The organism is Candidatus Planktophila versatilis, from assembly GCF_002288265.1.
Taxonomy (GTDB): Bacteria; Actinomycetota; Actinomycetes; order Nanopelagicales; family Nanopelagicaceae; genus Planktophila; species Planktophila versatilis.
Genome location: NZ_CP016778.1, coordinates 207461 through 219781 on the forward strand (window position 1 = coordinate 207461; position 12321 = coordinate 219781).

At 47.1% G+C, this 12321-nt stretch carries 15 protein-coding genes; 13 read left to right on the top strand and 2 right to left on the bottom strand.

Annotation, left to right across the window (positions count from 1 at the left end; all coding sequences use genetic code 11):
* Positions 1-1029 (bottom strand): pirin family protein, encoded by a 1029-nt coding sequence (locus A1sIIB76_RS01015; RefSeq protein WP_095696745.1) that lies wholly within the window; start codon positions 1027-1029, stop codon positions 1-3.
* 126 nt (positions 1030-1155) lie between these two features.
* Here A1sIIB76_RS01015 and trhO point away from each other — a divergent pair, with 126 nt between their 5' ends.
* The 13 genes from trhO to A1sIIB76_RS01080 are packed head-to-tail and all read left to right on the top strand — an operon-like array spanning position 1156 to position 10533.
* Entirely contained in the window at positions 1156-2085 is a 930-nt protein-coding gene (gene trhO / locus A1sIIB76_RS01020) for an oxygen-dependent tRNA uridine(34) hydroxylase TrhO (RefSeq protein ID WP_095696746.1), read from the top strand.
* Between the two features lie 52 nt (positions 2086-2137).
* Positions 2138-2704, top strand: a complete 567-nt coding sequence (locus A1sIIB76_RS01025; protein WP_095696747.1) for a GNAT family N-acetyltransferase — start codon at positions 2138-2140, stop codon at positions 2702-2704.
* 2 nt (positions 2705-2706) lie between these two features.
* On the top strand, positions 2707-3024 hold the full coding sequence (locus A1sIIB76_RS01030; RefSeq protein WP_095696748.1) for a hypothetical protein: 318 nt from the start codon (positions 2707-2709) through the stop codon (positions 3022-3024).
* Positions 3021-4793 carry a glycosyl hydrolase family 18 protein gene (locus A1sIIB76_RS01035; RefSeq protein WP_095696749.1) on the top strand — a complete coding sequence of 591 codons (1773 nt, stop codon included), beginning with the start codon at positions 3021-3023 and terminating at the stop codon, positions 4791-4793. Before A1sIIB76_RS01030 ends, A1sIIB76_RS01035 begins: the two co-directional genes overlap by 4 nt.
* Positions 4793-5086 (top strand): ATP-dependent Clp protease adapter ClpS, encoded by a 294-nt coding sequence (clpS, locus tag A1sIIB76_RS01040; protein ID WP_095674403.1) that lies wholly within the window; start codon positions 4793-4795, stop codon positions 5084-5086. The genes A1sIIB76_RS01035 and clpS overlap by 1 nt, the downstream gene beginning before the upstream one ends.
* Entirely contained in the window at positions 5083-5667 is a 585-nt protein-coding gene (locus A1sIIB76_RS01045; RefSeq protein ID WP_095674404.1) for a DUF2017 domain-containing protein, read from the top strand. Before clpS ends, A1sIIB76_RS01045 begins: the two co-directional genes overlap by 4 nt.
* A 24-nt stretch (positions 5668-5691) precedes the next feature.
* Positions 5692-6108, top strand: a complete 417-nt coding sequence (locus tag A1sIIB76_RS01050) for a M67 family metallopeptidase (RefSeq protein WP_095696751.1) — start codon at positions 5692-5694, stop codon at positions 6106-6108.
* Positions 6109-6154: 46 nt separating this feature from the next.
* Complete coding sequence (locus A1sIIB76_RS01055) at positions 6155-6427, top strand: MoaD/ThiS family protein (protein WP_095674406.1); 273 nt, start codon at positions 6155-6157, stop codon at positions 6425-6427.
* Between the two features lie 2 nt (positions 6428-6429).
* Positions 6430-7380 (top strand): PLP-dependent cysteine synthase family protein, encoded by a 951-nt coding sequence (locus A1sIIB76_RS01060; RefSeq protein WP_095674407.1) that lies wholly within the window; start codon positions 6430-6432, stop codon positions 7378-7380.
* A gap of 26 nt (positions 7381-7406) precedes the next feature.
* Positions 7407-8204 carry a glutamate racemase gene (gene murI / locus A1sIIB76_RS01065; protein ID WP_095696752.1) on the top strand — a complete coding sequence of 266 codons (798 nt, stop codon included), beginning with the start codon at positions 7407-7409 and terminating at the stop codon, positions 8202-8204.
* 56 nt (positions 8205-8260) lie between these two features.
* On the top strand, positions 8261-8986 hold the full coding sequence (gene rph, locus A1sIIB76_RS01070; RefSeq protein ID WP_095693322.1) for a ribonuclease PH: 726 nt from the start codon (positions 8261-8263) through the stop codon (positions 8984-8986).
* On the top strand, positions 8987-9604 hold the full coding sequence (gene rdgB, locus A1sIIB76_RS01075) for an RdgB/HAM1 family non-canonical purine NTP pyrophosphatase (RefSeq protein ID WP_095696753.1): 618 nt from the start codon (positions 8987-8989) through the stop codon (positions 9602-9604).
* A 50-nt stretch (positions 9605-9654) separates the two neighbouring features.
* Positions 9655-10533 carry a hypothetical protein gene (locus tag A1sIIB76_RS01080; RefSeq protein ID WP_095696754.1) on the top strand — a complete coding sequence of 293 codons (879 nt, stop codon included), beginning with the start codon at positions 9655-9657 and terminating at the stop codon, positions 10531-10533.
* A 42-nt stretch (positions 10534-10575) separates the two neighbouring features.
* Here the strand turns inward: A1sIIB76_RS01080 and A1sIIB76_RS01085 are convergent, their stop codons facing one another.
* The gene (locus A1sIIB76_RS01085; protein WP_095693325.1) at positions 10576-12321 is read right to left on the bottom strand and encodes an acyltransferase family protein; all 1746 of its coding nucleotides are present in this window, start codon (positions 12319-12321) and stop codon (positions 10576-10578) included.

The window sequence follows — 12321 nt, forward strand, 5'->3', positions numbered from 1 at the left end:
CTAGCTTTCTTGTAGGTCAGTTGGTGCGTTGTGCACATCCAAAATCTTGGTGCGGTTAACAGGACGCTTGGCATCGTCCTTGTAGATCGCTGGAATTGAGCCAAGTAGGCCCTTCTGGAAATCTTCAAACGCTTGCAGAACTTCACTCTTTGTATTCATCACAAAGGGACCCATCCAGGCAACAGGTTCTTTAATCGGTTGCCCGCCAAGAATGAAGAGCTCCAAGTTTGGAGAACGCGACTCTTGCTGGTTTGCAGCGCGGACAACAATGCAATCACCTTCACCGAAGACGGTGAGTTGACCCATTGAAATTGGACGCTGTTCATCTCCGACAAAACCCTGACCTGACATTGAGTAAACAAGTGCGTTGTAATCCTTGCGCCAAGGAAGTCTAAGTTCGGCACCAGGTGCAACGGTTGCGTGAATGAGAGTAATCGGAGTCTGGGTTGATCCTGGCCCAACGTGACCATCGAGTTCACCAGCAATAATTCGAATAAGTGATGCCCCATCAGTTGATGTTAGAAGTGCGACATCTTTTGCTCGCACATCTTGGTATGCAGGAGGCGACCACTTCTTCACAGCAGGAAGATTTACCCAGAGTTGGAAGCCATGAAATAAACCGCCAGAGACCACTAAATGTTCTGGTGGAGTTTCGATGTGAAGAATTCCACCACCAGCTGTCATCCATTGTGTGTCGCCATCTGTAATCGAGCCACCACCACCATTGGAATCTTTATGATCGAAGATGCCGTCAATAATGTATGTGACAGTTTCAAAACCACGGTGTGGATGCCACGGAGTACCTTTTGGTTCACCTGGCGCGTATTCAACTTCTCCCATTTGATCTAAATGAATGAAGGGATCTAACTCCGCAAGATCAACACCGGCAAATGCACGTCGAACAGGAAAACCTTCGCCCTCAAATCCTTGCGGCGCAGTTGTAATGCTCTTGATGCCTCGCGCACGCAGATGTGAAGCATCGGTGATGCGAGGAAGAATTGTTATATCGCTAACGGTTACTGCTGGCATTGGTGCTCCTTTGTGATGAGCCAAATGTAGTTGAACTTTCAACTACCTGCAACTTAGCCATTCTTTTTGTGGCGTGGATGCTTACGTCAGAGCGAAAATCGATGAGCCCCGCAAGCGGTCTAGAATATGGTCGTGAATAAGCACGCACCGAAGCTCAACAAAGTGGTTCTGTATTACGGCTTCACCCCTGTTGCAGATCCCGAGGCGATGCGTCTATGGCAGAAACAACTCTGCGAATCCTTAAATCTCAAAGGTCGCATCTTGATTTCTCCACATGGAATTAATGGAACTGTTGGCGGTGAGATGGCCGATGTGAAGAAGTATGTGCGCGAAACCCGTCGCTATCAAGGTTTCAAAAACATCACTTTTAAGTGGTCAGATGGAACTGGAAATGAGTTCCCTCGGCTTCGGGTGGTCGTCAAGGATGAACTCGTGGCTTTTGGGAACCCCGATGAAATAAAAGTTGACGAAAATGGTGTCATTGGCGGCGGAGTTCATCTTCGCCCAGAACAAGTAGAAGAACTTGTCAAAGAGCGCGGCGATGAAGTTGTCTTCTTTGATGGAAGAAATGCGTATGAAGCAAAAATTGGCAAGTTCAAAAATGCAGTTGTTCCAGATGTTGAGTCTTCCCGCGACTTCGTCAAGGAAATTGAAAGCGGAAAATACGATCATTTAAAAGATAAGCCGGTTGTTACTTACTGTACTGGTGGCATCCGATGCGAAATTCTCTCTGTTGTCATGAAAAACCGAGGATTTAACGAGGTCTATCAAATAGATGGTGGCATTGTGAAGTATGGCGATCGCTTCGGCGATGAGGCTTCTTGGGAAGGTTCGCTCTATATTTTTGATGATCGCATCTCTATGGATTTTTCAGATAAGGCAAAAGTCATCGGAGAATGCGATAAGTGCAAAGCTCCAACCAAGGATTTTCGAAACTGCAACACAGCATCTTGTCATCAGTTGATTTTGCTCTGCGATAGCTGTGCAGCACTGCCATCTAATTTAAGTTGCACCCACGACCAGAGTCGTCACCGCGATTCTGAATTGATTGGCTAACACTTCAAGCGTTCGTCCCCTGATTAACTTACCTCTGCCATAAGATTGAGTAATGATTTGGTGGCCGGCGCAGATACCAACTCTTTCGCATGGACTGATTACCCTTCGTCCAAGCACTGAGGAAGATGTTGATGCGATTTTTAAGGCCTGCCAGGACCCGCTCATTCCAGCATTTACGACAGTGCCTTCGAACTACACGATTGATCACGCAATCGAATTTGTGCGCAATGTCCCATTCGCTTTTGCAGAGCGCCGCGAAATGTTATTTATTATTGATTACGGAAATGGTGCTGATAAGAAATTTGCTGGAGAGATCTCACTTCATTCGGTCAATATTCGAAACCACACAGCTGAGATTGGTTACTGGATTGATTCCACTCAGCGTAGTAAGGGAATTGGCACTACCGCCACACAAATGATTACCGAACTTGGATTACATGAAATTGGATTCAAGCGGATTGAAGCACTGGTTGATGTTGATAACCACGCATCTCAGAAGTTGTTAATTAGCGCAGGCTATGAAAAAGAAGGAATCATGCGCAAGAAAGTCACCCGCGAGGATCGCGGGCAGATAGATATGGCACTCTTTGCAGCAACTGATTCAACATGGGGGAGGTAGATATGGAATCACTTGTCCTACTTGTCTCTGTCTTAGTTTCCGTAGTTTTATTCAGTGCACCTATTTCAATTCTCCTCTCCAGCCGAATAGCGCAATCGCTGACTAGCAATCTGGTGGCAAAGATTCTGCGTCGCGCTTTGATGGCCTTTGTCAGCGCTGTGGGTTCTTTTTTTTCCTTCTTCTTTATAATCAGCCCAATTCCTATGTTGCTGAAGATAATTTCACTGGCAGCTCTGCTTTTGAACATCTGGTCGGTCGACCGTGAATACGGTGGGCGATTGATGACTCGCTTTAAATCTATATTTGGAAAATCGGCATGATGAAGTTTTCGCGCGTTAGTCTCACATTTACTCTTTTATTCTCACTTCTTGCCAGCACCCCTTTTCTGCCTTCTACACACGCCGAAGAGAATGTGCCACGCAAGATTCTTACCGGATGGATCCCTTATTACTCAATGAAAACAGCGCTTCCAGATGTGCTCAACAATGTAGATCTGATTAAAGAGGTAATGCCATTCTGGTACACACTTAAATACAACGGGAAGACTAAGACTCCCCAAATTACCGACCTTTACGCACCGGCAAATCCAAGCGTGCCGATTTCGGTGCCCCTGACCGCACTTCGCAATGCCAATCTCCAGATTATTCCTACGATTACCGACGGAACCAGTGAAGGAGTCCTCGCAGGATTACTTAAGAGTCCGACATCACGCACGCAAGTAGTCAATGCAATTATGAGTCTAGTGCGTGTCAATAACTACGATGGAATTGATCTTGATTTTGAAGGATTCGCATTTGTTGATAAAAACACAACCTGGAAGGCCACTGCTCCGCTATGGACCGCATTTGTCAAAGAGTTAAGCGTTGCACTGCATGCGGAAGAGAAACTTCTCTCGGTAACTACGCCTTATGTGTTAAATCCTGCAGATAAGCAGAAGGGTTATTACGTATACGCCTGGGCTGCAATCGCGGATTCAATCGACAAATTGCGCATCATGACGTACGACTATTCGCCAGCAAGAGTTGGTCCACAGGGACCAATTACGTGGGTTGAACGGACATTGCAATATGCCATCTCAATCATGCCTGCATCGAAGGTGTTTGTGGGTGTCCCTGGCTATGGGCGAGACTGGGTAACGGCTGTTTCGGGAGTATGCCCAGCAAACGTTGCTAATTCAGTAAAGGTGGGAGCGAAAGCTGCAACATTCGTGATGCGTGATGCGCAATCACTTGCAGCTACTTATGGGGCAATACCAACCTATAACGAGCAGTTTGGTGAGGTCACTTTTACTTATCAAAAAGTTTATAACGGAACCACGGCCGGCGGGCTCGCGACAACTTGCACAGCATCGCGCACAGCGTGGTATCAAGACAATCGCAGTTGGGCGCTTCGAGCTGCACTTGTTACCAAATACCGCATAGGTGGAATAACAGCGTGGACATTTGGCATGGAAGAGCCACTCGCCATGGAAGCTATTCGAACAGTTGCAAAATCAATCGCTCCAGATCAAGTCAACGTTGTGACATCAGTTGATAAGAGTGAGATGAGCTATGGAACGCCATTCACAATTACTGGACAATTGAGCATTAAAGATAAGTCGCCTATTGCCAATCTTGCTGTCCGAGTCGAAGGAAAGTCTGTGGGTGAAAGCACTTGGCGCACCTTGGCAAATGCAATCACAAACGCAGAAGGCAACTTTGAAAAGTCATTGATTCTCGGCAAATCAACGTCAATCCGTGTTTATTCAGATGCAACGTGGGATAGGAGTGAAGGTCTTTCAGTTGAGATCCCAATCACCATCAGTAGACAGTTAAATCTCAGGGCCCCAACGACTGCTAAGTCTGGAACACAATTCCAGATTAGTGGCAATGTGCTTCCTCGCAGCGCTGATGCCATGGTGACCCTAGAGAAACTAATCGGGAAAGAGTGGCAATCTATTACTGAAACTGTACTCACTGATGCTCAAGGTAACTTTGTCATCACGGTCGCACCACAAAATCGTGGCGTGTATACCTTACGAACCACTGTGAGTGAAGACGCAAACTGGGCTGCCTTAACAAGTCAAACATTCAATATCATAATCCGATGATGGTGAAAACAGCGGATAAGGTCGAGGAAGAGATTCGTGCAATCTTTTCTAGTGATACGCCATGGGTCACCATTGTTTGGGATGACCCAGTTAACTTGCAGACCTATGTCACCTATGTGTTTATGGAACTTTTCAACTATTCCAAAGCTCGCGCCACTGAGTTGATGCTACAAGTTCATAATGAGGGCAAAGCTATTGTTTCCACAGGAAGTCGAGAAGAGATGGAACATGATGTCGCGCGCCTACATGAATACGGATTGTGGGCCACATTGCAACGCGGTGATCAGCTGTGACCGCTACGGAAGGTTTTAAGCGCCACGGGGATCATTCATACGTTGCACAATTTGCTGACAGTGAGAAAGAAGTGCTCCTGAATTTGTGTGAACAAATAATTGAACTTTTAGCAGAGCGTACAGACCATGGAAATGATGATCCACTGGCTGCAATGGTTGGAATTACATCCCATGATTCTCCACCCGAAGATGACGTGCTGCACCGTCTCTTGCCTAATGCATATGCCGATTCTGTCGATTCATCTGAATTTCGCAGATATACCGAATCAACTCTTCGCGCCAAGAAGCAGGCACATGCAGTTGTGATGCGCATACATTTAAAATCATCAGAGGATGGCACTATTGATTTAGATCACGACAATGCCAATGCCTGGCTTGGCGCGATAAACGATATTCGATTGGCACTGGGTGTGCGCCTTAAGGTGGAGAGTAATTCCAATGAACATCTTGAAATTCTCGCACCCGATGATCCGCTTCGAGGTGTCTATGCTGTCTACACCTGGCTAGGTTGGTTACAAGAAAGCCTTCTCTCAGCCCTGATTGATGATGCAGATTCGAAATCGCAACCTGAGAATTCTTAAGATGACTTCTTGTAAGATACACACATGACTCTAGAAATCTCTCGCACATTAGTCGATGCGATTCTTGAACAATCACGCGTTGAATATCCAGATGAATGCTGTGGCGTGATCTTGGGGCCAATTGGGTCAGATAAAGCTCTTCGGCATAAGCCAATGATCAATGCAGCACATTCGCCTACTTTTTATGAGTTTGATCCAAAAGATCTTTTAGCACTTTACCGCGAGGTCGATGATAATGATGAAGAGATTGTTGTTATCTATCATTCGCATACAGAGACAGAGGCTTATCCCTCTCGAACCGATATCGCCTACGCCGGAGAACCGGGTGCACACTACGTCTTGGTTTCTACCCGCAAAGAGATTGCAACAACTCCAGAATTCCGTTCATATCGCATCATTGATGGGGTAGTGACCGAAGAGCCAGTCACCATTCTCGAGTAGGAAATCTCGATTAGAGATAGCGCCGATTTTTCGACATAATTACGCCATGGCTATTGAAGTTCGCATCCCAACGATATTGCGCCCCTATACAAAAGATCAGAAAACAGTAGAGGCTCAAGGTGTAACCCTTGCTCTCATCATTAGCGACCTTGATGCAAACTTTGCAGGAATGGGTGAGCGACTACTAGAAGATGGCGCACTACGTCGCTTCATCAATATTTATATCAATGATGAAGATGTACGTTTCTTAGGTGGGCTCGAGGCTCCGGTTAAGGATGGAGACTCCATCACAATTTTGCCTGCTGTCGCTGGTGGCTAAATTTGGCACGATATGACTCACTCGAATCATCGGTAGGAAACACACCTCTTATCGGTTTACCTCGCCTTTCACCGGCCCCAAATGTTCGTTTGTGGGCAAAGATGGAAGACCGAAACCCGACTGGTTCAATTAAAGATCGCACAGCTATATCAATGATTGAAGCTGCAGAACGTGATGGTCTCTTAAAACCCGGCGCAACAATCCTGGAACCAACAAGTGGCAACACGGGAATCTCACTTGCAATGGCTGCCAAAGTTCGTGGATATAAATTGATTTGCGTGATGCCAGAGAACACCAGCCCAGAACGCAGGCAGTTACTGGAGATGTGGGGCTCTGAAATCATTTCTTCACCAGCAGCTGGTGGTTCTAATGAAGCTGTGCGCGTTGCGAAAGAAATTGCGGCAAAGAATCCCGATTACGTTTTTCTCTATCAGTATGGAAACCCTGCAAATACCGCGGCGCACTACAACGGCACCGGACCTGAACTGTTTAGAGATTTACCAACTATTACACACTTTGTTGCCGGCCTTGGAACAACGGGAACACTTATGGGAGCAGGGCGTTACTTGCGCGAGAAGAACCCTGACGTGCAAATTATTGCGGCCGAACCTCGATATGGTGAATTGGTTTATGGACTTCGCAATATTGATGAAGGCTTTGTCCCTGAGCTTTATGATGCATCAATTCTCACTCGACGATTCTCGGTAGGCGCCGAAGATTCCGTGAGGCGCGTTCGCGAACTCTTGGAAGTCGAAGGAATTTTTGCTGGTATTTCAACGGGTGCGATATTGCATGCAGCTATTGCCATGGGCCAAGAAGCAATCGCTGCAAAGCGTGATGCCGATATTGCATTTATCGTCTGCGATGCTGGCTGGAAATACTTATCGACCGGCATTTACGGCTCACAGGTCGAAGCCGCAACCGAGGGACTCGACGGCACTCTTTGGGCTTAATCCGTTCTCGCCGTTAGACTCATCCCATGAGTTCTGCGCCAATCGGTATCTTCGATTCTGGTGTTGGCGGTTTAACGGTTGCTAGAGCAATTCTTGATCAATTACCCAATGAATCCACTCTATATATAGGTGACACAGCGCGCGGACCATATGGTCCAAGGCCCCTGGCAGAAGTTCGCGACTTCGCTCTCGAAACTCTAGATTTTCTCGTCGAACAAGGAGTCAAAGCCCTAGTTATTGCATGCAATACCGCAAGTGCTGCCATGTTGCGCGATGCAAGAGAGCGATATTCGATACCGGTTATTGAGGTAATTCAACCGGCTGTTCGTCGAGCTGTTGCTGCAACACGATCAGGTCGAGTTGGAGTTATTGGAACTCGAGCAACAATTGAATCAAGGGCATATCTCGATGCCTTTGCCGCTGCTCCGCAATTAAGAATTGAATCCATTGCTTGCCCGCTCTTTGTGGAGTTTGTAGAGCGCGGTGAAACCTCTGGAGAAGCAATCACAAAAATTGCTCGTGAGTATCTCAAGCCAATGATTGATGCCGATATCGACACATTAGTCTTAGGTTGCACCCACTACCCACTTCTTACCGGCGTCATTTCATATGTTATGGGTAACGATGTCTCCCTCGTTTCAAGTGCCGAAGAAACTGCAAAGGATCTATACCGAGTATTGGTTGAGAATAATTTGCTTCGGGGCGGTTCTGAGAGCCCATCCACTCATAAGTTCCTAGCCACAGGAGATGCTCAAGCATTTGAATTACTTGCACGACGCTTCCTAGGGCCAGAAGTTGGTTCGGTGCAGCACCAAGATTTGTGAGCAATAAACTTTAATTCTAGCTTTATCCGCAGAACTAATAGAGAACGAGGAATGTAATGGCACGCAACGATGGACGCACAGTAGATCAACTCCGCGATATCAAGATAACTCGTGGCTGGTTGGATCACGCCGAAGGTTCAGTACTTGTTGAATTCGGAAAGACTCGCGTGCTCTGCGTTGCATCTTTCACTCCGGGTGTTCCTCGCTGGTTAAAAGATTCAGGTAACGGATGGGTCACCTCTGAGTATTCAATGCTGCCTAGAGCTACGCATACGCGCTCTGATCGTGAGAGCGTGAAAGGAAAGCTAGGGGGTCGCACACAAGAGATTTCGCGCTTGGTCGGCCGCTCATTGCGTGGAATTGTTGATATGAAAGAGCTTGGCGAAAACACAATCGTTATCGATTGTGATGTGCTGCAAGCCGATGGCGGAACTCGCACAGCTGCAATCACTGGTGCATATGTTGCACTGGCAGATGCAATTGCCTGGGCTCAAAAAGAAGGTCACGTAAAGGCAAGTGCAAAACCACTTGCGGACTCAGTAGCTGCAGTCAGCGTTGGAATTGTCGATGGCGTTCCGATGCTTGATATCTGCTATGAAGAAGATGTGCGGGCAGAAACAGATATGAATGTTGTGTGCGCCGGTGATGGAAGATTTATCGAAGTCCAGGGCACTGCAGAAGGGGCACCATTTGATCGTGCACTGCTTGATTCGTTACTCAATCTTGCTGTAGCTGGGTGCGCCGAACTAACCAAATTGCAGAAACAAGCACTCGCTCGCTAAATGCCACACACGTTATTACTTGCCACTCGTAACAAAGGAAAGATTGAAGAGTTTCGCAGAATTCTTGAAGCTGTTGCACCTGGGGCAATCAACCTCGTCGGCCTTGATCAATTTCCTGATCTTGCCGATGTCATTGAAGACGGCGTAACTTTCGAGGAAAATGCGCTGAAGAAGGCGCGAGAAATGTCGATGGCAACGGGGCTACCTGCAATTGCCGATGACAGTGGACTCTGTGTTGATCACTTAAATGGTGAGCCAGGAATTTACTCTGCGCGGTGGGCAGGTTCTCATGGTGATGATGCGGCGAATACGAGAAAAGTTCTAGAACAAATGCGAGATGTTCCGGATGAGGAAAGAGGAGCGCACTTCACCTGTGTTGCAGCCCTCTATCTGCCTGATGGCAGAAGCCACTCTGAAGAGGCAGAGTTCCACGGCTCAATTTTGCGTGCACCAGTGGGTGAATTTGGATTCGGATATGACCCCATTTTCTCACCGCATGGTTTCACAGAGTCGAGTGCACAAATGAGCGCAGAAGCCAAGGATGCAATCAGTCATCGGGGAAAATCGCTTCGAGCCATTGCACCACATGTGATCACATTGCTTGAAAGCCTGGGTTAAACTTGGCCCATACCCATCGTCTTTGAACGACAACCATCTAGGAGATTACAGTGGCAGTAAAGAAGAAGTCAGCAGCGAAGAAAGCTGCTCCGAAGAAGTCAACGGCTAAGAAGACAGCAAAGAAGTCTCCTGCTAAAAAGAGCGCAGCGAAGAAGAGTGCGCCTAAGAGAGCGGTCAAGAAGGCTGTTGTAAAGAAGAAGACTGCGAAGAAGGTTGCCAAGAAGTCAACCGCCAAGAAGTCAACCGCGAAGAAGACGGTAAAGAAGTCTGCAGCGCGTAAGAAGATTGCATCACAGGTTGTCATCCCGCCAGTTCCATCAATTGGTGGATCCCGTGTAAATGTTTCAACAACCCCATCACCTGCTGCGCCGCGTACTTCAGCAGCAAGTGCTAAGCCAGCGGCTGCTTCAAAGCCAGCAACGAGTTCGAGTAGCAAGTCGTCATCAAAGGCCCTCTTTGCAGTTCTACTTGGAATTCTCCTAGTTGGTGCATTCGTTATTTCTAATTCAGATAAAGATGGCGATGAGATGGCAACTGAAACACCTGCAGCAACAGAATCTGCAGCACCTGAGGAAACTCCGGCTGTAACAGAATCTGCAGCACCTGAGGAAACTCCAGTTGTAACAGATCCTGCTAACACAACAGGTGAGGCACCATCACGCTTCATTGGAAACTGGAAGGACAGTTCAAAGTCTGTCATGGTCATTACTTGGAAGGCACCAGCTGGAGAAGTAAAGGGTTACTCAGTAGAGACTCGTGCAAACCTCGGTGAGTGGAAAGTCGTATCAGAAGTTTCTGCAACAACATTTGCTGCAGAGTTTGCTAAGACTGCAACTGAAGGTTCAACTTCATTCCGCGTATCAGCTGTCTACCCAGATGGTTCACTCGGAGTTGCAGTTCCATTCGGCTTTGCCGGTCAGTTCGAATAAAAGTTATTGGAAAAACCCCGACCATAATTGGTCGGGGTTTTTTCATTTCAAATACTTGAGAATTTCTCCAACATAGACTGCAACACCTGTCGGCACTAAGTGAATTCCATCGGGTGCAAAGTATTCGGGATGGCCCATAGAAATTGAATTCCAATCAATTAGCGTGACTGTGGAATATTGTTGGGCAACCTCGGCAACTAATGCATTGTTCCCATCTCGCCAAGGTCTTGATACTGCAGTATTGACCACAATCACTTGCGGCTGGTCTTTCACAAGCTCGAATATTGCCTGCACATCATCACGATTTAATACTCCGTTGTTGCCTAGGTTAAAAATCACCGGTGAATTGCCCACTTGAGCCTTATCACTTTGCATGACCTCTAATAGTTCAGGCGCCTGTCGTCCAATTCGGGCATTCATCACCGATATTGGCTTTTGCGCACCAAGTGAGGAGCGAATTCCCAAGATGACCGAATCACCTGTCACCCAGAGCCCATCTGATGCCGGGGCACTGATTGAAATTTCTGGAGCGGTGAGAGCTTTCTCAATCGCAGCGCGTTGTTCATTGCCTATAGAGACTGCGCGAACGCTGACAACAGTAGCAAGTGCAAGTACAACAACGAAAACAGCTGCAAAGGTACGTGTTTGTCGCGAGCGTTCTTTTCTAGTTCTGTATTTAAGTCCTTTAAGCCAAAGTTTGAGAGCTCCTCGACGAATTGGCTGTTCCACATATCGCAAAGAAATATCAGCTAGCGCAAAGACAATAAGAATACGAAGTGCATAAAGCGCCCACATCTGACCAGCTAGATCAACGCTTGGGCGAGTAACTTGGAAAATTATCCAATGCCATAAATACATCGCATATGAACGTTGACCAATCCACACCAGAATAGGATTTTGCAGAATCGGTGCGAAGCGAGATGCCGGATGAACGACAGACATAATTATTGAGGCTCCGAAGAGTCCAGCAAGCGGGAAGGCAATTTTATATAAAGTCGGTTTGGATTCATCAATGAGTAAAAAAGTTGCGATGATTCCAATAAAACCAAAGACACCAATTCCGTCGATGAAGTCCTGAGCCTTCTTACTGACATTGATCGTGAAATTCTGTGGAATCCAACTCACGGCAAGTGCTGCACCTAAGAACAATCCAATGCTGTGCGTATCCGTTCCGAAGTACACATGGCTGACTTTCGAGGCATTTGAGGCATCGAGTGAGAATGAAACAAGAAGCAGCGTGATACCGGAGGCTGCGGCAATAACAAGTGCGGCAATTGGTATCCGACTTTTACCTAATCGCTTAAGAATAAAGTAGAGGATGAGCGGCCAAAGAAGATAAAACTGTGCCTCAACTGCAAGTGACCATGTGTGCTGAAGAAGAGGCGGCCTGCCGATACTTTCGAAATAATCTTGGTGACGCGCTACCAGCCACCAATTCATAGTGCCTGTGAGTGAAAATGGCATATCTGTGAGAAGTCGCTTGATGGTATCGGGCGCCCAAATACCAATTGCAATCGTTGTCGTGGTGACGGTAAAGATAAGGGCTGGCAGCAATCGCCGAGCTCGCGCAAGGTAAAAGCCGCGTAGATCAAGACCACCGCTCTGCTCAATAGAATCAAGGAGCAAGCGCGTTATTACATATCCAGAGATGACAAAGAAGAGATCAACACCGAGAAATCCACCCGGAATCCAATTAAAGCCCAGGTGATAAAGCATCACCGCAATTACTGCCAGTGCACGAAGCCCATCGATTGCAGGGATGTATTGGATACCGCGATTGGCAGCCAT